Consider the following 19,109-nt stretch of genomic DNA (forward strand, 5'->3'; position numbering starts at 1 on the left):
GCGAGGGCGGTCACGCTGAACCGGCCGACCACCGCGGTCGCCGACAGGAAGCACGCCTGGAACGCCAGCCCGCGCAGGATGAGATCTCGGCCGACGACAAGCTGGTCTCGCATCACCGCCAGGCGCGGTCGCAGATCCACGTGCTCCAACACCAAAGCACGCACGAACAGGAGCCCTGCGAGGGTCTGCGCCACCGCGTTGGCGATCGCCGACCCGACCAGGCCGAGGCCGAAGGTGTACACGAAAAGGGGACACAGCGCCGCGGAGAGCGCAAAGGCACCGACCACATAGGACAAGGGTCGGCGGGTGTCCTGTATCCCGCGCAGCCAACCGTTTCCGGCGGTCGCGAGCATGAGTCCGGGCGCGCCGAGCGCGGCCACCCGCAGCCACTGCGCCGCCGACGCGGCGACCTCGTCACCGGACGAACCGAGCAACGCCCGCGCGAGCGGATCGGCGGCAAACTGTGCCGCAATGGCCACGAATACCCCGGCCGAAAGGGCTAACCACGAAGCTTGAACCCCCTCGGTGATCGCCGCAGCTCGATCTCCGGCGCCGAACCGGCGGGCCGATCGCCCGGTCGTGCCGTACGCCAGGACGGTGCCGAGCCAAGCGACGAGGGTCAGGATGGTCCCGCCGACCGCGAGTGCCGCCAGGGCCTGGCTGCCCAGGTGACCGACCACCGCGGTATCGACAAGCACGTATAGCGGCTCGGCGGCGAGGATCACGAAAGCGGGGATGGCCAGCCGGGCGATCTGTCTCACGCGTCCATGTTTGCGGACACCGGTAAGGATCGCAAGTCTTTGTTGACCTTACCTCTGGCGGATTCACATCGCGCCGCTAACATTGGTCGGCTGCCACCAACTTTTCCGCGGGAGGTATTAGCGAAAGATGATCAACGACACCATTGTCGACGGGCTGACCGGGACCGACCCACCCCCACCACAGCAGGCGCAGACTCCGTATCTCATCCTCGACACCAACGTCGCCGCCGCCCAGTACGACCGTCTCACCAAGGCGTTCGGCCCGACCCAGATCTTCTACGCCGTGAAGGCGAATCCAGAGCCACGACTGATCCGGCGACTCGCCGCGAGCGGCTCTTCCTTTGACGTAGCGAGCCCCGCAGAGATCGACCTTTGCCTCTCCGAAGGCGTCGACCCGGGCCATCTCTCCTACGGCAACACCATCAAGAAGGCCAAGGACATCCGCTACGCCTATCAGCGTGGGGTACGGATGTTCGTCTTCGACAGCGAGGCCGAATTGCACAAGCTGGCCGAAAACGCGCCTGGGTCGGCCGTTTTCTGTCGGCTGCTCGCCAGCAGCGCGGGCGCGCAATGGCCACTGAGCCGCAAGTTCGGCTGCACACCCGACATGGCGGCCGCGTTGCTGATCAAGTCGCGCGATCTCGGGCTCAATCCGGTGGGCGTCTCCTTCCACGTGGGCTCGCAACAGCTCGACCCCAGCCGCTGGGATGCCAGCATCGCCGAGGCCGCGCAGGTGTTCCGGGAGGTGAGCGCGAGCGGCATCGAGCTCGATCTGCTCAACTGCGGTGGTGGCTTCCCGGCCGGATATGTGGACGCGGTCGCGCCGATCGAGGACTTCGCGTCCGCGATACACGAGTCGGTGGAGCGGCATTTCGCGGTCAAACCGCGCCTTGCCATCGAGCCGGGGCGATTCATCGCGGCCGAGGCGGGCGTGCTGCGCGCGGAGGTGGTGCTCGTCTCCCACAAGTCCTTCACAGACGACGTGCGGTGGGTCTATTTGGACATCGGCCGGTTCGGCGGGCTGGCCGAGACGGAGGGAGAGGCGATCCGGTACCGGATCGTGACCGCCTACGACGACGGGCCCAAGGGCCCGGCCCACATCGCGGGCCCCACCTGCGACAGCGTCGACATTCTGTATCAGGTGACGCCGTACGAGCTGCCGCTGGAGCTCAAACCGGGTGACATGGTCGATTTTCTCGGCACGGGCGCGTACACAACCACCTATTCGTCCGTTGGATTCAACGGATTCGCACCACTGGCCACTTTCTGCATCGGAGATAACGCGTGATCACCACGATCCCCAGCCTCCGCTTCGGCGGACGGATCCTGCTTTTGGGCTGCGGTTCGGTGTCCCAGTGCCTGCAGCCCATGCTGCTGCGGCACCTCGACATGGACTTCAGCCGACTCACGGTGATGGACTTCGAGGATCTCGAGGGCTCCATCCCCGAAACCATGGCGGCGGGCGCGACCTACGCGCGGGTGCGGATCACGCCTGACAACCTCGCGGAAGAGCTCGGCAAGCACCTGGGCGAGGGTGACCTGCTGATCAACCTGAGCTGGAACATCGACACCGGCGACATCATCGGGTGGTGCCAGGACAACGGCGTGCTCTACGTGGACACGTCGGTGGAGCTGTGGGACCCGTACGAGAACCAGCTCACCACGACCCCGCAGGACCGCACGCTCTACGCCCGGCACATGAAGCTGCGCAAGCGCGCGGCCACGTGGAAGCCCAACGGCCCGACCGCGGTCGTGGAGCACGGCGCCAACCCGGGCCTGGTGAGCCACTGGACCAAGGTGGCGCTGGAGGACATCGCCGGCGCCATGCTGCGCCAGACGGAGCTGACCCCTTCGCGCAAGACGGCGCTCGAAGAGGCCTTGGCGGGCAAGGACTACGCGCGCCTGGGCCAGGCCACCGGCACCAAGGTGATTCATATCTCGGAGCGCGACACCCAGGTCAGCGACCGGCCCAAGGAGGTCGGCGAGTTCGTCAACACCTGGTCGGTGGAGGGCTTCTACGAGGAGGGCATCGCGCCCGCCGAGATGGGCTGGGGCACGCACGAGCCCGTGCTGCCCAAGCACGCCTACACGCACGCGGAAGGCCCGCAAAACCAGATCTGCCTGGCGCAGACCGGCATCACGACCTATGTGCGGTCATGGGTGCCGATCGGCGGTCCGATCATCGGCATGGTGGTCCGGCACGGCGAGGCGTTCACCATCAGCGACCACCTGACCGTGTGGGAGGGCGACAAGGCTGTGTACCGGCCGACCGTGCACTACGCCTACCTGCCCACCGACGCGGCCATGAACTCGCTGCACGAGTGCCGCATGAACGGGTACGAGCTGCAGACCAACCAGCGCATCATGAACGATGAGATCACCGAGGGCATGGACGAGCTGGGTGTGCTGCTGCTCGGCCACGACCTCAACGGCTGGTGGGTCGGGTCGCAACTGGACATTCATGAGAGCCGCAGCCTGGTGCCGCACCAGAACGCGACCACCATGCAGGTCGCCGCGTCCGTGCTCGGAGCCGTGTACTGGATTGTCAAGAACCCCAACAAGGGCCTGTGCGTCCCGGACGACCTCGACCACGCCGAGGTGCTCGCGATCGCCAACCCCTATCTGGGCAAGGTCCCGTCGGTGCAGACCGACTGGACCCCGCGCAGCGCGGCATACGAGCCGTTCGCCAACTTCCGCCCGTCCGAGTACAACGAGGACGAGCCCTGGGCGTTCGGCAACTTCCTGGTGTGAACCGCTAAGGGGCGGGGCCGGACGGGTGCCGCCCCTTAGGCGAACTGAGGGCGAAGGACCAGAACGGCGCGGCCACCACCACAGGGGTCGCTGCAGTGGATCACGACGGAGGACAGCATGGGCATGCTCGCAGGCTATGGCCGGCTCGTCGCGGCCTCCATCGGTTTACTCCTTGTGGCCGGCTGTGGCGGCGGCTCGCCCGCCGCCGCGTCCAAAGTGGACCAGCCGGTGACCGTGCACCGGATGGGCGGCCTCGCGGGCGTCGACGACAAGCTGAGCGTCGCCACGTCCGGCGAGTGGACACAGGACGGGCGGTCGGGCCGGCTCACCGACGCACAGGCCGCGCAGGTCAACCAGATCCTCAAGGACCCGCGGATCGCGCAGGAGAGCAAGCGCCAGGCAGGCGAGAGCCGCTGCCGCGACACGTTCACGTTCGAGGTGATGGTCGGGGATCAGATCCGGGTGCACTACGTGGACTGCCCCGGCGACCCGGATCCTCCCGTGGCGACCATGGCGTTGGTCGAATATCTGTATGGCGTGACGGCCGGATAGCTAGCCGAGCGCGGCGGTGATGGCCGACCGGATGGGCTCCGCGGTCGGCTCGGTCCGGGGGCGGAACCGCGCGATCACCTTGCCCTCACCTGATACCAGAAACTTCTCGAAGTTCCATTGGATGTCGCCGGCCGCGCCCTCCGCGTCGGCGGACTGGGTGAGCTGCTCGTAAAGGGCGTGCCTGCCGGCGCCGTTGACCTCGATCTTCTCGGTGAGCGGGAAGCTGACGCCGTAGTGCGCCTCACAGAATTCGGCGATCTCCTCGGACGTCCCAGGCTCCTGCCCGCCAAACTGGTTGCAGGGCACACCGAGCACGGTGAACCCGCGCTCGCCGAACTCCTTCTGCAACTGCTCAAGCCCGGCGTACTGCGGGGTCAGGCCGCACTGCGAGGCAACGTTGACGACGAGGGTGACCTTGCCCGCGAACGACCGGAGGTCCAGTGGGTGGCCGTCCAGCGTGTTGATGGTGTGCTCGTAGACTGACATGTCCGCCAATCTAGCCCGGAGCCCGTTCATGCCCGAAGGCCACACCATCCACCGCCTCGCCGCGCGCCACTTCGAGCTGTTCGGCGGCGGGAAGGTCCGCGCCGCGAGCCCGCAGGGCCGCTTCGACGCGGCGCGCTTGGACGGCGCGGTGCTCAAGGCGACGGAGGCCTACGGCAAGCATCTGCTGCACCACTACGGCAGCGGGCGCACGCTGCATGTGCACCTTGGGCTCTATGGCAAGTTCAGCGACGGGCGCATGCCGTTCGGTGAGGCGGTGGGCCAGGTGCGGCTGCGCCTGTCCAACCGCCGCCACTGGGTGGAGCTGCGCGGGCCGACCGCGTGTGAGCTGCTCACCGCGGCCGAGGTCGACGCGCTGCGGGATCGGCTCGGCGCCGACCCGCTGCGCGATGACGCCGACCCCGACGCGGCCTACGCCCGCATCGCCCGCAGCAACACCCCGCTCGCCGCGCTGCTGCTCGACCAGTCGATCATCGCCGGCGCGGGCCTGATCTTCGTCATCGAGAGCCTCTTCCGGGCGCGGCGCAAGCCGACGGTGCCGGGGCGGGCGCTGACTCCCGAGGCGTGGCAAGGGATCTGGCACGATCTGCGCACGCTGATGGAGCTGGCCCGCAAGTCCGGCACCATCGACACGGTGACCGACGACCACCTGCCCGAGGCGATGGGCCGCCCGCCCCGCGTCGACCGGCACGGCGGAGAGGTCTACGTCTATCGCCGTGCGGGCCTGCCGTGCCACGCCTGCGGCGCGCCCGTGCAGCGCGGGACGCAACACCTACTGGTGTGACTTCTGCCAATTAGATTGAGCACATGAGTCGACTCGAAAAGGCCCGAGAGCTGGCCGGCCGGTCAGGCTTCGACGCGGTCTTCATCACTCCCGGTTCCGACCTCTTCTATCTGACGGGGTACCGGGCAATCGCCGCGGAACGCTTGACGTGTCTGGTGATTCCCGTCGAAGGCGTGCCGTTCCTGGTCGTGCCGCGGCTCGAACGCCCGGCCGCGCTGGCCTCCCCGGTGGCCGGCCTGGGCATCGAGGTCGTCGACTGGGACGAGACCGAAAACCCGTATGCTCTCGTGGCCGCGCGCCTGGATCGCGATGTGGCCCGCATCGGCCTGGACAACCAGATGTGGGCCGAAAAGGTGCTCGCGTTCCGGGCCGTGCTGCCGGGGGCGACACAGCACCCGGCCTCGGAGGTCCTGCGCGAGCTGCGCATGCGCAAGTCGCCCGCCGAGGTCGACGCGCTGCGCGAGGCGGGCGCGGCCATCGATCGGGTGCACGAGCGGATGGGCCAATGGCTGCGCGCCGGGCGCACCGAGCGCGAGGTCGCCCGCGACATCGCGGCCGCCATCGTTGACGCCGGGCACGAGCGCACCGACTTCGTCATCGTGGCGTCCGGGCCCAACGCGGCCAGCCCGCACCACGAGGTGTCCGATCGCGTGATCCAGCCGGGCGACCCGGTCGTGGTCGACATCGGCGGCACGACCGACACCGGATACCGCTCTGATTCGACGCGCACCTATGCCATCGGCGAGCCGCCCGCGGACTTCCGGGCCTACTACGAGGTGCTCCAGCGCGCCCAGCGGGCCCAGACCGACGCGGTGCGCCCAGGCCTGCTCGCCGCGCAGCTCGACGCGATCGGGCGCGACATCATCGCGCAAGCGGGCCACGCCGACCACTTCCTCCACCGCACCGGGCACGGCATCGGCCTGGAGACGCACGAGGAGCCCTACATAGTCGCCAACTCCGAGCTGCCGCTGGAGCCGGGCATGGCGTTCTCCGTGGAGCCCGGCATCTACCTCACGGGCCGGCACGGCGCACGGATCGAAGACATCGTCGTGTGCACCGAAACCGGCGGCGAGCGCCTCAACCGCACCACCCGCGATCTCGTCACGCTCTAGCGGGCCCGTGCTTGGTCGATCGAGTACAGATCCCGGATCCTGCACGGGTTTTCGCGCCTGTGGCGACAACATCCCGGATATTGCACCATGATCCGGCGCGCCGGACGACGGTATCCCGGATGCCGCGCCGAAGCGCGGAGCGTTGAACCCCGCCCGCTGCCGGGAGATCATTGCCGCGACACCGCGCTGCCGGCCACCCGGAGCAAGAGATCCCAACCCGCCTGGCCACCGGGTGTCTGTTCAGCGCTACGGCTCTGCCCCGGCTACTCGGAGCAGAGACGTAGCGGCGGCGACAGCTCTATCGCTCCGGGCCGGAGAAGGGCTGCGGCGGCTCGCGATCTCCGCGTGGATCCGGTTCCTCGGCCGGGTCGACGGCGCCCTCCTCCCGACCCTTCCGCTCACGCTCATCGATGTCCTGCGCCCGCTGGACTTCCCTGCGCTCGGCTTCCTCGCCCTTTGGCTCGCTCATGAGTTGCTGATACCCAACGCGATGCGGGATAAGGCATGGATGCGCGGGGCGGAGGGTAAGGACGGACAGTGACGTCGTATTGGGTACAGACGAGCCGGGCGCAGCCGTATCCGGTGTTGTCGCAGAACACCGTGGCCGACGTGGTGGTGATCGGCGCGGGGATCGCGGGCATCAGCTGCGCGCGGGAGCTCGCGCGCACCGGGCGTTCGGTGATCGTGATCGAGGCGAGGCGCGTGCTCAAGGGCGTCACGGGCAACACGACGGCCAAGTTGACCAGCCTGCATACGTTGATTTATGCGCGGCTGGCCGGTTCGCTGGGCGCTCAGGCGGCCCGGCAATACGCGCAGGCGCAGCAGGATGCGCTCGCGCACGTGCGCGCGACGGTCGAAGAGCTGGGCATCGACTGCGATCTGGAGCAGCGGTCGGCGTACACCTATTCGACCGACGCCGACGAGATCCGCGCCGAGGTGGAGGCGGCCAACGCGGCGGGGCTGCAGGCAAACCTGGTCACCACGACGGGTCTGCCGTTCCCGGTGGTGGCAGCGGTCCGGCTGGAGGATCAGGCGCAGTTCCACCCGCTGCGCTATCTGCACGGCGTGATCGAGGACCTGCAGCGCCACGGCGGCCAGATCTTCGAGGACACGTGCGTGGTGAAGCTGCAACCGGGCACGCCCGCCCGGGTCACCACCGAATCCGGTGTGGTGGTGGAGACTGGCGCCATCGTGGTGGCCACGCACTTCCCGTTCCACGACAAGGTGGGCCTGGTGACCCGGCTGGTACCGCGGCGCGAGCTGGTCGTGGCCGCGCCGATCCCCAAAGACGTTGACCCCGAAGGCATGTACATCACGCGCGAGCAGGGCGTCCGGTCGGTGCGTACAGCGCCGCACAAGCGGGGCGAACGGCTGCTGATCGTCACCGGCGAGATCTATCGTCCGGGCACTCCCGGCGTGAGCGAGCGGTTCGACCGCCTGACCGAGTGGGCGCAACGGCATTTCCCGATCGGCCAGCCCTCCCATCGCTGGAGCGCGCAGGACAACGACACCACCGACGGCATGCCCTACATCGGCACGATCGCCGAAAATGTCTATGTGGCAACGGGTTTCGGTGGCTGGGGGATGACCAACGGGGTGGCGTCGGGGCGCATCATCGCCGGCGAGGTGGACGGCACGCCGATGCCGTGGGCCGGGCTTTTCGACCCGGGCCGGGTGCACCTCAAGGCGGAGGCGGGCGAGCTGCTGCGCAACGCGGCCACCGTGACCAAGCACTTCATCGGGGACCGCATCCAGGCCAAGCGGGACATGGTGGTCGAGCCGGGCACGGGCGACGTGGTGCGCGTCGACGGCGCGCCGGTCGCCGTCTATCGCGACCCGGACGGCACGCCGCACGCCGTGTCGGCCGTGTGCACGCACCTGGGCTGCATCGTCGGGTTCAACGACGCGGAGTCCACATGGGACTGTCCGTGCCACGGCTCCCGCTTCGACGTCAACGGCTACGTGCTGCAGGGCCCGGCGGTCGAGCCGCTGGAGGCGCGCACGCTTCCTCAGGATTGGATGGCGGGCAGGATCTCCGAGCGGTAAAACTCGATCATCGCGAGGTCGTTGGGCCCGACCGGTGCGACGTAGAGTTCGTCGAAGCCCGCCTCTCGGTACTCGGAAATGAACTTGAGATGGTCCTCGGGGTTGGCGCCCAGCACCATCTGGCCCTTCATCGCCTCCGGACCGACCAATGTGGACGCCTGCGCGAAGTGCTCGGGCGTCGGCAGGATCTGGCTGAGCTCACCGGGCAGGCCGGAGGAGCGCCACCGCTCGTGCGCGACCCGCATGGCCGTGGCCTCGTCGCGGTCGAAGCACGCCTTCATGCCGCCCTGCGCCACCTTGCCGTCGCCGCCGCCCTCGCGGAACTTGCGGACCAGATCGCCCGTGGGCTGGGTGGCGATGTATCCGTCGCCCTTTTCGGCGGCCAGCCGGATCGACTTCGGGCCCACCGCGGAAATGTAGATCTTCGGCGGCTCCGCCGGGCGGGTGTAGACCCGCGCGTGCTGCGCGGTGAAGTGCTTCCCGCGATGGTTGACCACCTCGCCGGTCCACAGCTCGCGCATCAGGTCAATCGCCTCGTCGAGCATTTCGAGCCGCACGGACGCGGGCGGCCAGGCCCGGCCGGTGATGCTTTCGTTGAGCGCCTCGCCCGTGCCCACCCCCAGGGTGAACTTCCCGCCGGTGAGCGCGCCGCACGTCGCCGCGGCCTGTGCCACGATCACCGGATCGACGCGCATGATGGGACACGTGACCGCGGTGGTCACCGGCAGGTCGCACACCCGGCTCAATGCCCCGATCATCGACCAGACGAACGGGCTCTGCCCCTGCTCGTCCAGCCACGGATGGAAGTGATCCGATATCCAGAGCCCCTGAAATCCGGCCCGCGCCGCGCTCTCGGCCTGAGCGAGCAGGCGATCCGGCGGGTACTCCTCAGAAGAAAGAAAAAAGCCCATGCGCATGGGCGCGCTTTACCCCTCTTCCGGCGGTGCCAAAAGCGGTCCTACGCCGGTCACCTCAAGAACCTTGGCCACCCATTGCTGCGCACCGAACACATAGAGTCGCGTGCCCTGGGTGTCGGCCTTGCGGTGAGCCTGCACGAGCGCCCGGATGCCCGTCGAATCGAGGAACGTCACCGCCGACAGGTCGACCCACACCTCGCGGCCAAGGGCCAGCGCGTCGATGAGCGCCTCGCCGACCTTGTCGGCGGTCGCCAAATCGATGTCGCCGGTCACCTTGACGGTCACGCGGTCGTTTGAGACAACCTGCTCCACGCCGAACATGAGAACAACCATATCCTCGCCCCGCATCGAAACCCGCACAAGACGCCCGGCACCGCTCGTGTCGGCGGTACCGGGCGTTCCCTACCCCCTTGAACCAGGCCCTAAACCTCTCGAACCTTCGGCATGCCAGTCGCGCTCGCGCGCACCGCTAAACCGCGCAGCACACCGTCCGCGCGGCTGGGAAACGGCCGCGCAGGTCGTTGAACACCGGTCAGGTGAAGATGCTGACCCCACCGGGACCGACCAGCAGCCCGACGATGATGAGGACGATGCCCCACAGCAGCTGGCTGCGGAAGATGGCGACGATGCCGGCCACAACCAGCACGACGGCCAGGATCCAAAGTAGAAGTTCCATGTCATCGCGGTTACCCATCAATGACTGGTTCAAACGCGTTAGCAATCGGGTAACCCGCATATATGCACTTCCTGCCCGCCGACACCGGCTCGATCGGGGCCCTGCGCAGCGCGGCGGCCGGCTGCCGGGCGTGCCACCTCTACCAGCAGGCGACGCAGACCGTGTTCGGCGAGGGCCCCGTCCCGGCCGACATCATGATGGTCGGCGAGCAGCCCGGAGACATCGAGGACCGACAGGGGCACCCATTCGTCGGGCCCGCCGGCCGCCTGCTGGACAAGGCGCTCGCCGAGGCCGGGCTGGACCGCTCGCAGGTCTATCTCACCAACGCCGTCAAACACTTCAAGCACACCACGACGGCCGACAGCAAGCGCCGCATCCACGCCAAGCCCAACCAGACGGAGATCACGGCGTGCCTGCCGTGGCTGGAGTCCGAGCTCGGCGTGGTCCGGCCCAAGCTCGTGGTGGTGCTCGGCAGCACGGCCGCGCAGACCCTGGCCGGGCGGGAGTTCAAGGTGACCAAGTCGCGCGGCAAGGTCATGCCGTGGCGCGACATCAAGCTTCTCGCGACCGTCCACCCGTCGAGCGTGCTGCGTGCCACCGACCGCCACGAGGCCTACGAGGGCCTCGTGGAAGACCTCAAAAAGGTGGCTAGCAGTCTAGCTCGAAGACGCTGAACGCCTGCCGGATCACCGGGTGGGCGACGTTGCGCACCCGCACCCCGCCCGGGGTCATGCCGCGCGGCGACCCGTGGTGGGCGTGCCCGTGCACGGCCAGGCAGGCCCCGCCCGCGTCGACGGCCTCGGCCAGCAGATAGGAGCCCAGGAACGGGTAGATCTCCAGCGGTTCGCCGTTGAGGGTGTCCGGCACGGGCGAGTAGTGCAGCAGCGCGATCTTCTTGCCCGTATCGACGTCCTTGAGCGCGCGCAGCAGCCGGTCGGCGCTGACCTCGGTGTGCCGCACGAAGTCCTTTATCTCCGGCTCACCGAACGCGCTCGCGCACCGGCCGGAGAAGCCGCCGCCGAACCCCTTCACGCCCGCCACCCCGACCTTGCCGCCGGGCGTGTCGACCACGGCCGACGAACCCTCCAGCACCTGGATCCCGGCGCCCTCAAGCACCCGGATCACCTCGGCCTCGCGATCGGAGTGGTAGTCGTGATTTCCCAAAACCGCTATCACCGGTACCGGCAGGTTGCCGAACTCCTCGGCGACGCAGCGCGCCTCCTCGGGCGTGCCGTGCCGCGTGAGGTCGCCGGCCAGCAACAGCGCATCGGCCTGCTCCTCCAAAGTGGACAGCGCGGGCCGGAACCGGCCGAGCACATCGGTGTCCATGTGCACGTCGCCGACCGCCGCGATCCTCATCCTGTGATCTCTCAACTGACGTCCTCCGCGCCGTTCGGCTTGCCGACCGGGATGAGCGCCACCTCGCAGCGCACCTCTTTGCCCGGGAAGGCCTCGCTGACCTGGCGCAGGATCGCGTCGCGCCGCTGCGGGCTCTCGACCTCACCGGTCACGACGATCAGCCCGTCCCGCCGGATCACATCGATGCCCTGCTCGGCCAGGCCGTCGTCCTCGGCGAGCGCACGCTGCAGGCTCGCCTCCGCGTATTCATCATGCTGTGGTTGTGGTTGCCTGCCCACCGTCTCCCCCTCGCAGCTGTTCCGCCGGTGCCAGGCCCAGCTTTTCCACCAGGACCAGGAACGCCGCCGCATAGGGCGACTTCTCGGTGTCCTGTTGGACCCGGCCCCAATCGATCTTTTCACGCAGCGACCGCGCCAGGGGCAAGCCGCGGGCGAAATCGCAGTTGTGCTGATCGAAGGTGAGCAGCTTGTGCACCATGAGCTGGGTGGCCGACAGCACCGGGATGCTGATCGGGCCGACGTTCATCACGCTCGCGTCGGCCAGGGTCTGGTCGGTCACCGGAATCTCGATCGGCCGGTAGATAAGGTCGACGAGCTGCTCGCCGTCGTAGGCCTTGATGAGCCAATCCTCCGGGGGTTGCTCGATTCGGAAACCCGCCTCGCCCAGGGCCGTGGTGATTTCTTCGAGATCCTCGTGCTTGATGAGGAAGTCGACATCGTGCTCGCTGGTGTGGCCACCGTGCGCCCAGGCGGCGTAGCTTCCGGCCAGCGCGAACGGCACACCCTTCGCCTTGAGCACGCTTGCCGCCCGTTTGAGCGTCAGCAGCAACTGCTCCGCGTAGCCTTCGGTCATTCGGGATCCTTACCCCGATTGAGGGGCAATACACTAGTGCGCTTTTTGGCTTGCCTACACTTCTGAGTGTGGCCAGCCCCAATCACATAATAGGCGCGTTGCTGCAGGAATATGCGGACCTCCTGCACGTCAGCGGCAGTCAGGGGTTCAAGGCGCGGGCGTTCGAACGGGCCGCGCGGGCCATCAGCGGACATGACGTCGATGTCGCGACGTTGGACCTGAAAGAGCTGCAGCAGATACCAAACGTTGGCAAATCAACGGCCGAGAAGGTGATCGAGTACTTCTCGACCGGGCGGATGGCGTCGCTCGAAAATTTGCGCGAGCAGGTGCCGGTGGGCACGCGCCAGCTGATGGCCATCCCGGGGCTCGGGCCGACGCGGGCGATGATGCTCGCCGGCACGCTGAAGGTAACGACCATCGATGAGCTGCTGGAGGCCATCGAGGCGGGCAAGCTCGACGGCATGCGCGGGTTCGGGCCCAAGGGAGTCGAAAACATCCTGCGCGGGATCGGCCAGCTGCGCGAGGGCGGCGGCCGGGTCCTGATCAACAAAGCCTTCGCGGTCGCCTTGGATTTCCTCGGTACCATATCCAAATTAGACGGTTGCGAACGGGTGGAGATCGCGGGTTCCCTGCGCCGGATGAAGGACTTCATCCGCAACGTCGACCTGGTGGCGGCCTCGCCCGATCCCGCGGCGCTCACGGCCGCGTTCGAGCGGCTGCCGCTGGTGAGCGAGGTGCTCGGGCCCGGCTCGATCCGCGCGGTGGGCGGCATGCAGGTCGATTTGCACGCGGTCACACCGTCATCGTTCGGTTCGGCATGGCAATACTGGACGGGTTCGGCTTCGCATAATGCGGCGTTGCGGGCGCCCGACGGTCCATTCGCGACAGAGGAAGAGGTGTACGCGTCGGTTGGGTTGCCATGGATTCCGCCCGTGCTGCGCGAAGACCGGGGCGAGCTCACCAAGCCGCTGCCCGAGCTGGTCACGGTCGACGACCTGCGCGGCGATCTGCACACGCACACCGATCTGACCGACGGCATCGCCCCGCTGGAGAAGATGCTCGCCGCCGCCCGCGAGCGGGGCTACGAGTACTACGCCGTCACCGACCACGCGCCCAACCTGGTCATGCAGCGCATGACGACGGAGAAAATGCTCAAGCAGCGGGCCCAGTTGCGGGCCATCTCGATCGACGGGATGGAGCTGCTGCACGGCACGGAGCTCAACATCGATCCGGATGGCGAGGTGGACTGGGATGTCGAATTCCTTGCCGGGTTTGACATCTGCGTCGCATCGGTGCACTCATTGTTCGGCCAGCCACAGGCCGAGATGACCAGGCGGCTCATCCGGGCGTGCCAAAACCCGTGCGTGAACATCATCGGTCACCTGACCACCCGCCAGATCGGGCGGCGCCCGCGCATCCAGGCCGACTTCGACGCGGTGTTCGAGGCCGCGGCCGCGACCGGCACGGCGATCGAGGTGAACAGCTTCCCGGACCGGCTCGACCTGCCCGACGATCTGATTTTCCGGGCACGGGAGTTCGGTGTGAAGTTCGCCATCGACTCCGACGCCCACTCGACCGTCCACTTGAGAAACATGCGGTACGGAGTGGCCATCGCCCAACGAGGTTGGGTGGAAAAGGACGAAGTGATCAATACGTGGCCACTGGCCCGGCTGCGCGAGTTCGTGGCCGCGAAGCGACAGACATAGTTTGCCGCAGGCTGCTACCCTCACGACTTATGTCGCAGCCCAACCAGCCATACGACCCCTACGGCCAGCCCCCGGGCCAAGGCCAGACGCCTGGTTATGGCCAGCCCGGCTACGGGCAGCAGCCGGGCTACGGGCAGGACCCCTACGGGCAACAACCCGCCTACGGACAGCAGCCCGGATATGAGCCGCCAACCTATGGTCAGCAGCCGCCTGGTTACGGGCAGCAGCAGCCTGGTTATGGGCAACAACCTGGTTATGGGCAGCAACCCGGATATGAGCAGCAGCAACCCGGTTATGGGCAGACGCCCGGATATGAGCAGCAGCAACCCGGTTATGGGCAGACGCCCGGATATGAGCAGCAACAGCCGGTTTACGGGCAGCCCGCATACGGCCAGCAGCCGCAGCAGCAGTTCGACCAATACGGTCTGCCCTACAGCCAGTCGCCGTGGGAGCAGCAGCAGCCCCAGTCGCCGGGTCAGCCCCCATACGGGCAGCCGGGCGAGCCGCCCAAGAAGTCGCGCAAGGGGCTGTGGATCGGCCTGTCGGCGGGCGCTGTCGCGCTGATCCTGCTGTGCTGCGGCGGCGGCTACGCCGTCTATAAATACAGCTCGAACAAGGTGAACGAGACACTGACCAGCCTCACCCCGTCCGGCACCCCCAGCCCGCGCGGCTCCGCCAGCCCAGCCAAGAAGGTGACGGTCACGCTGACCGCGCCAGACAAACTGGGCTCGCGCAACAAAATCACCGACTCGCAGCATCAGCAGGCCGCCAAGGAGGTCGAGACCGCGATGAAGAAGGACAGCAAGGTCTCGTCCGTCGTCGTCGCCTACTACGGCACCGCGGATCCCAAGAAGGACAAGCTTTACCTGGCCGGCGCGACCACGACGACCGCCATGTCCAAGGGCACGTTCGAGGCCACGTTCAAGAGCATGACCTCGGGGGCCGGGCTGTCCGACATGACCGGCGTGACCGACGTCGACCCCGGTCCGATGGGCGGCTTTGCCAAGTGCGGCAACCTTTCCATCGAGGGCCTGCCCGTGGCCGCCTGCGCCTGGGCCGACGAGGGCTGCTTCGTGACCGTGATGTGGTACAACAAATCGCTGTCCAACCAGATCAAGGCCGAAATGGTGACGATCCGCGGACAGGTGGAAAAGAAGTCGTGACCGGGTCCCGCGCTCTCGTGCTGGGCGGGGGTGGGGTCACGGGGATCGCCTGGGAGTTCGGTGTCCTGGCCGGGCTCACCGAGGTCGGCGTCGATGTGACCGGCGCCGATCTCGTGGTGGGCACGTCGGCCGGTGCGGTGGTCGGCGCCGTGATCGCGAGCGGAGCCCCGGTGCGGGATCGATACGAGGCGCAGCTCGCCCCGGCGCACGACGAGCTCGCGGCGCGGCTCGGGCCGGGCCTGCTCGCGCGCTATGCGTGGGCGCTGGCGATCAGCCGCAGCCCGCAGCGGTTCGGTGCCCGCATGGGCGCGCTCGCGCTGGCCGCCAAGACGGTGCCGGCGCAGGCACGGCGCGAAGTGATCGCGTCCCGGCTGCCGGTCGGCGACTGGTCCGACCGCGCGCTGAAGGTCACCGCGGTGGACGCGAGCACGGGCAAGTTCGTGGTGTTTGACCGCGACAGTGGGGTGCCCCTGGTCGACGCGGTCGCCGCCAGCTGCGCCGTGCCGGGCGTGTGGCCGCCGGCCGAAATCAACGGGCGCCGATACATCGACGGCGGCATGCGCTCAGCGGCCAACGCCGACCTCGCGGCCGGCGCCTCCAGCGTCGTGATTCTCGCACCAGTCGTGCGCGGCGGTGGCGTGTTGCAGCCGCCGCAGCGCCAGGCGGAGGCCCTGCGGGCGCGGGGTGCGCGCGTCGTCCTGGTCCATCCCGACCCCGCCGCACTGCGCGCCATCGGCCGCAACGTCCTCGACCCCGCGCGGCGCAGGCCCGCCGCCGAGGCCGGATTCACCCAAGCCGCAACGGTTTCCGACGCAGTCGCCGAGGTCTGGCACTAGGCCGTGCCGAGCGGGCGATCAGCTCCTAGGCAGACCGCGCCGGTCGGTGCGGACGGGGCCGGAGAGACAGTCGGTCGCGCCGTCGCGCCACGAGTGGTCGTAGCGGCGGGCCACCTTGGTGATGAACTCCCGGACCGCGTGCTCGTCGACGCCCGGAAGCCGTTGCAGGCGTTGCCAGCCGGTGAGCGCGACACCCTGGTCCAGCGCCGGGTAGGGCGCGACCACCACGTCGCGCGGATGGCGCCGGCCGAGCCGTTCGAGCGCCGCGATGTCGGCGGCGCTGGTGCCCGGGGCGTACTGCACCAGCACGTGTCCGTGTTCAAGCACGTGCACCTGCATCTCCTCGGGGATCGGATCACGGTAGATGCCCGGCGTGAGGATGCGCGCCGAATGCCAGCCAGACGTTGGCGGGACTGTCCGATATGGAGTGTGTGGCGCGCCGTCGTACGGGATGTGGCGGTCGCCCTCGAACGGCTGCGGCACACCGGGCACCTGATCGCACGGCAGCGCGGCCGCCCGCCGGGACACCTCGACCAGCGCGCCCAGCCCGAGACTCGACATCGTGAGCACGCTGAGCGAGGTGACCACGACGCTGACCACCGATCCCAGCCATCGCCGCGTCATGCGACCGCCCTCCGCTCACGAATCTTGTTGCGCAGCATGATGAGCAGCGGCGCGAAGAGGTTGAACAACGCGAAGCCGATCAGCGCCAGCGCCTCCCACCAGTAGTAGCTGCCCGCCGGGGCGTCGGCAAGGACGCCCGCGGACCAGCCGAAGACGACGACCGCGCTCGGCCACAGGAAGTGCAGCGCGAACCAGACCATCCAGGTGATGCCTGCCAGATAAAGCAGCCGGTACCAGCGAGCCACCCGCACATCACGCGGATGCGCGTCGCGCAGGATCACCTTCTCCTGCTCGGTGAGCCGCCAGACCAGCCGCTTGAGCGACAGGCGGGTCACCTGATGCAGGTTGCGGCAGCCGGTTGCGGTGGCCATCACGAGGTACATGTCGGTGCGCAGATATGCCAGCGTCTGGAAGGCAAGCTTGACCACCTGACCGAACACCACCATCGCGAGAATCCGCACCAGGCCCGGCGGCAGGTCGACCCACCCCCACGACCATGCGAACCGCAGGCCCACGCACACGAACAGCAGCACGCTGTCGATCGCCATCCCGGCCAGGAACGGCCCGTAGCGGCGCGCGGGCGGCAACGCCCACAGGCCGGTCAGGTCGGTCTCCAGCACGGGAAAGATGCCTCGGCGCTCGATGCGGATCCGCGACGGCACGCCGACCGCGGCGCCCGCGAGCGCGTGCCAGATCTCGTGCACGATGGTGAGCACCACCACGACGACGTTGGTCAGCAGCAGGCTCGCGATGATATCCGGGAACACGAACGTGTCCTCGTAGGTGGGCAGCAGCGACGGCTCGGCAATGAACATGGCGATAGCGCCGACCAGGCATCCGATGTAGACAGTCCATGCGGTACGCCCGAACAGCCAGCGCACCAGCCCCGCCGGGACGCGCGAGACGGACCAGAAGCGTGCGGGCTCAGGTTGGTCCGCGTCGACGACCCCCGCTTCGATGAGCACCTCGGCGAAGTCGAGCGCGTCGATGGGCTCGCCGGTCTCGCGCTCCACCTCCTCTGCGGCCTGCGCGACCGTGTGCCCGGCGGCGAACAGCTCGATCAGGCGCGCGCCGAGTTCGGGCACGACGACGAAGTTGCCGTTGCCCGGGTCGCCGACGACGTACTCGTCCTCATCCTCGCGGCGCACGACCAGGTGGGCCACGGCGAGGCGGCTGTCTGGCCCGAGCGCGGTCGCCGTCATTGCGGCTCCTCCCCGACCCAGCCGCACGTTTCACACTTGCGCCCGGAACGCGGGGCGACCGCGTAGTGGTAGGTCAGATCGGTCAGGCTCAGGTGGTACATCCGCCCGAGCGCGGTCACGGGCAGGTCCGCCAGGTGATACACGGCCTCCAGCGCGGCCAGGTGTCCGGTGAGGTTCGCCGCGGGGGCGATGACCGCGTGCCCGGTGAACGAGAACAACTCCTGCGGCTCCCAGCCGTAGTGCTCGCGCAGCCGGTCACCCACGCTTGGCAGGCAGGCGTGGCATCCGGTCCGGCCCGGCACGAACAGCGCGATGACGGCCATCGGCCCCGCGTATTGGGCGATCAGCCACGGTGTGCCGGTCCCCAGCGCGGCCCGGTTGGTCCACTCGCGGATGGCGTGCAGCGGTTGGTCGGCGCACAGCACGAGCAGATCGCGGCCCCGCATGATCGCGGCGATGTCGTCGGCCGACTCGGCCCGTGTCTGCTCGCCGGTCACCGTGACATGGCGGTTCATCCGCGCGAGCCGTTCGACCGCCATGGGCACCTTCGGCTTGCCGACGTCGTCTTCGGTGTAGAGCAGCTGGCGGGTGAGGTTTCCGGGCTCGATGACGTCGAAGTCCACGCAGTGCACGGCCCCGACGCCCGCGGCCACGAGCGAGGCCGCCACGGCCGACCCGGTGCCGCCGAGCCCGAGCACGACGACGGAGCTCGCCTTGAGACGGGCCTGCGTCTCCCAGCGCGAGGCGCGCGGCTTGAGGTCGATCCAGCCGAAGTAGTTGAACGCGCGGTCGTAGCGGTCGATCTCGGCCGGGCTCAGCGCCTGCGGTGGCGGCGCACCCGCGTCTTCGACGTAACCGGCGTCGATGATGGCCTCCATCGCGTCGGACGCCTCCTCGGGCGTGACCTCCGGGCGCTCGGCGATCAGCTCGGCGATGACCTGCTCGCGGGTGCGCGAGCCGTCCATCAGGCCGAGCAGGTGCCAGAGCGTCCCGTCCGCGTCGTCGATCTCGGCCCCGATGCCCATCTGCCGCCCGCCGATGTTGATCAGCGTCGGGCTCAGCCGCACGGGCTTGTGTATGCGTTTGACGCGAGGCGATCGCACGCGTGACATCCTTTCCACGATGGACAGTCGGGGCGCGCCGATGCGCGCCCCGACCGGATCACCTGTCAGCTGCAGAGGTCGTTGCGGCAGCCCGGGTCTAAGACGAGCGCGGTCGTCTCAAGCTTCTCAAGCTTGCGCACGACGACCTTGGTGGGCTTGCG

Annotated in this window: 22 protein-coding genes; 10 read left to right on the forward strand and 12 right to left on the reverse strand. The window is 68.4% G+C overall.

Annotated features, from left to right (window positions below; translation table 11 throughout):
- On the reverse strand, window positions 1–761 hold a 761-nt coding region (locus DM816_RS20310; RefSeq protein WP_246002069.1), incomplete at its 3' end, for an MATE family efflux transporter.
- Window positions 762–888: 127 nt separating this feature from the next.
- Between DM816_RS20310 and DM816_RS20315 the strand changes: the two genes are divergently transcribed.
- From DM816_RS20315 to DM816_RS20325, 3 genes are all read left to right on the forward strand, one after another.
- Window positions 889–2,049, forward strand: coding sequence for a type III PLP-dependent enzyme (locus tag DM816_RS20315; RefSeq protein ID WP_117211912.1), 1,161 nt, complete (start codon window positions 889–891; stop codon window positions 2,047–2,049).
- Window positions 2,046–3,512 carry a saccharopine dehydrogenase NADP-binding domain-containing protein gene (locus tag DM816_RS20320; RefSeq protein WP_246002070.1) on the forward strand — a complete coding sequence of 489 codons (1,467 nt, stop codon included), beginning with the start codon at window positions 2,046–2,048 and terminating at the stop codon, window positions 3,510–3,512. Before DM816_RS20315 ends, DM816_RS20320 begins: the two co-directional genes overlap by 4 nt.
- Before the next feature lie 117 nt (window positions 3,513–3,629).
- On the forward strand, window positions 3,630–4,064 hold the full coding sequence (locus DM816_RS20325; protein WP_117211913.1) for a hypothetical protein: 435 nt from the start codon (window positions 3,630–3,632) through the stop codon (window positions 4,062–4,064).
- On the opposite strand, the gene DM816_RS20330 is transcribed toward DM816_RS20325, so the two are convergent.
- Window positions 4,065–4,550 (reverse strand): glutathione peroxidase, encoded by a 486-nt coding sequence (locus DM816_RS20330; RefSeq protein WP_117211914.1) that lies wholly within the window; start codon window positions 4,548–4,550, stop codon window positions 4,065–4,067. It abuts the gene before it with no gap.
- Between DM816_RS20330 and DM816_RS20335 the strand changes: the two genes are divergently transcribed.
- Both DM816_RS20335 and DM816_RS20340 read left to right on the forward strand, forming a co-directional pair.
- The gene (locus DM816_RS20335; protein WP_425455257.1) at window positions 4,549–5,352 is read left to right on the forward strand and encodes an Fpg/Nei family DNA glycosylase; all 804 of its coding nucleotides are present in this window, start codon (window positions 4,549–4,551) and stop codon (window positions 5,350–5,352) included. The two genes, DM816_RS20330 and DM816_RS20335, sit on opposite strands and share 2 nt — an antisense overlap.
- 23 nt (window positions 5,353–5,375) lie before the next feature.
- Window positions 5,376–6,464 carry a M24 family metallopeptidase gene (locus DM816_RS20340; protein ID WP_117211915.1) on the forward strand — a complete coding sequence of 363 codons (1,089 nt, stop codon included), beginning with the start codon at window positions 5,376–5,378 and terminating at the stop codon, window positions 6,462–6,464.
- Window positions 6,465–6,762: 298 nt separating this feature from the next.
- On the opposite strand, the gene DM816_RS42750 is transcribed toward DM816_RS20340, so the two are convergent.
- Window positions 6,763–6,933 carry a hypothetical protein gene (locus DM816_RS42750; RefSeq protein ID WP_162907651.1) on the reverse strand — a complete coding sequence of 57 codons (171 nt, stop codon included), beginning with the start codon at window positions 6,931–6,933 and terminating at the stop codon, window positions 6,763–6,765.
- A gap of 68 nt (window positions 6,934–7,001) precedes the next feature.
- Here DM816_RS42750 and DM816_RS20350 point away from each other — a divergent pair, with 68 nt between their 5' ends.
- Entirely contained in the window at window positions 7,002–8,510 is a 1,509-nt protein-coding gene (locus DM816_RS20350) for an FAD-dependent oxidoreductase (protein ID WP_117211917.1), read from the forward strand.
- Here DM816_RS20350 and DM816_RS20355 read toward each other — a convergent pair.
- The 3 genes from DM816_RS20355 to DM816_RS42755 form a co-directional block, all read right to left on the reverse strand.
- A complete protein-coding gene (locus tag DM816_RS20355; RefSeq protein WP_117211918.1) occupies window positions 8,474–9,427 on the reverse strand; it encodes a TIGR03557 family F420-dependent LLM class oxidoreductase in 954 nt (317 codons plus the stop codon). The two genes, DM816_RS20350 and DM816_RS20355, sit on opposite strands and share 37 nt — an antisense overlap.
- Before the next feature lie 9 nt (window positions 9,428–9,436).
- On the reverse strand, window positions 9,437–9,748 hold the full coding sequence (locus DM816_RS20360; protein ID WP_117211919.1) for an STAS domain-containing protein: 312 nt from the start codon (window positions 9,746–9,748) through the stop codon (window positions 9,437–9,439).
- 211 nt (window positions 9,749–9,959) lie between these two features.
- Window positions 9,960–10,103 (reverse strand): GPGG-motif small membrane protein, encoded by a 144-nt coding sequence (locus DM816_RS42755; protein ID WP_162907652.1) that lies wholly within the window; start codon window positions 10,101–10,103, stop codon window positions 9,960–9,962.
- 62 nt (window positions 10,104–10,165) lie between these two features.
- On the opposite strand from DM816_RS42755, the gene DM816_RS20365 reads away from it, so the two are divergent.
- Window positions 10,166–10,777: a UdgX family uracil-DNA binding protein gene (locus tag DM816_RS20365; protein ID WP_117211920.1), complete on the forward strand. Its 612-nt coding sequence runs from the start codon at window positions 10,166–10,168 to the stop codon at window positions 10,775–10,777.
- Here DM816_RS20365 and DM816_RS20370 read toward each other — a convergent pair.
- Genes DM816_RS20370 through DM816_RS20380 form a run of 3 tightly spaced genes read right to left on the reverse strand, consistent with a single transcriptional unit; the run spans window position 10,752 to window position 12,314 of the window.
- Complete coding sequence (locus DM816_RS20370; RefSeq protein ID WP_117211921.1) at window positions 10,752–11,462, reverse strand: metallophosphoesterase family protein; 711 nt, start codon at window positions 11,460–11,462, stop codon at window positions 10,752–10,754. The two genes, DM816_RS20365 and DM816_RS20370, sit on opposite strands and share 26 nt — an antisense overlap.
- An 11-nt stretch (window positions 11,463–11,473) precedes the next feature.
- Window positions 11,474–11,740, reverse strand: coding sequence for a BON domain-containing protein (locus DM816_RS20375; RefSeq protein ID WP_246002071.1), 267 nt, complete (start codon window positions 11,738–11,740; stop codon window positions 11,474–11,476).
- Window positions 11,712–12,314, reverse strand: coding sequence for a nucleotidyltransferase (locus tag DM816_RS20380; protein WP_117211923.1), 603 nt, complete (start codon window positions 12,312–12,314; stop codon window positions 11,712–11,714). The genes DM816_RS20375 and DM816_RS20380 overlap by 29 nt, the downstream gene beginning before the upstream one ends.
- A 68-nt stretch (window positions 12,315–12,382) precedes the next feature.
- On the opposite strand from DM816_RS20380, the gene DM816_RS20385 reads away from it, so the two are divergent.
- Genes DM816_RS20385 through DM816_RS20395 form a run of 3 tightly spaced genes read left to right on the forward strand, consistent with a single transcriptional unit; the run spans window position 12,383 to window position 16,019 of the window.
- A complete protein-coding gene (locus tag DM816_RS20385) occupies window positions 12,383–14,020 on the forward strand; it encodes a DNA polymerase/3'-5' exonuclease PolX (RefSeq protein ID WP_117211924.1) in 1,638 nt (545 codons plus the stop codon).
- A 29-nt stretch (window positions 14,021–14,049) separates the two neighbouring features.
- A complete protein-coding gene (locus DM816_RS43845; RefSeq protein WP_211588779.1) occupies window positions 14,050–15,183 on the forward strand; it encodes a hypothetical protein in 1,134 nt (377 codons plus the stop codon).
- The gene (locus tag DM816_RS20395; RefSeq protein ID WP_117211925.1) at window positions 15,180–16,019 is read left to right on the forward strand and encodes a patatin-like phospholipase family protein; all 840 of its coding nucleotides are present in this window, start codon (window positions 15,180–15,182) and stop codon (window positions 16,017–16,019) included. Before DM816_RS43845 ends, DM816_RS20395 begins: the two co-directional genes overlap by 4 nt.
- A gap of 18 nt (window positions 16,020–16,037) precedes the next feature.
- On the opposite strand, the gene DM816_RS20400 is transcribed toward DM816_RS20395, so the two are convergent.
- The 3 genes from DM816_RS20400 to DM816_RS20410 are packed head-to-tail and all read right to left on the reverse strand — an operon-like array spanning window position 16,038 to window position 18,948.
- Window positions 16,038–16,643, reverse strand: coding sequence for a DUF3105 domain-containing protein (locus DM816_RS20400; RefSeq protein WP_117211926.1), 606 nt, complete (start codon window positions 16,641–16,643; stop codon window positions 16,038–16,040).
- Window positions 16,640–17,845 carry a hypothetical protein gene (locus DM816_RS20405; RefSeq protein WP_117211927.1) on the reverse strand — a complete coding sequence of 402 codons (1,206 nt, stop codon included), beginning with the start codon at window positions 17,843–17,845 and terminating at the stop codon, window positions 16,640–16,642. Before DM816_RS20405 ends, DM816_RS20400 begins: the two co-directional genes overlap by 4 nt.
- Window positions 17,842–18,948, reverse strand: a complete 1,107-nt coding sequence (locus DM816_RS20410) for a HesA/MoeB/ThiF family protein (RefSeq protein WP_162907653.1) — start codon at window positions 18,946–18,948, stop codon at window positions 17,842–17,844. The genes DM816_RS20405 and DM816_RS20410 overlap by 4 nt, the downstream gene beginning before the upstream one ends.
- Window positions 18,949–19,109: the final 161 nt, after the last annotated feature.

It is taken from the genome of Allorhizocola rhizosphaerae (genome assembly GCF_003426775.1).
GTDB classification, from domain to species: domain Bacteria; phylum Actinomycetota; class Actinomycetes; order Mycobacteriales; family Micromonosporaceae; genus Allorhizocola; species Allorhizocola rhizosphaerae.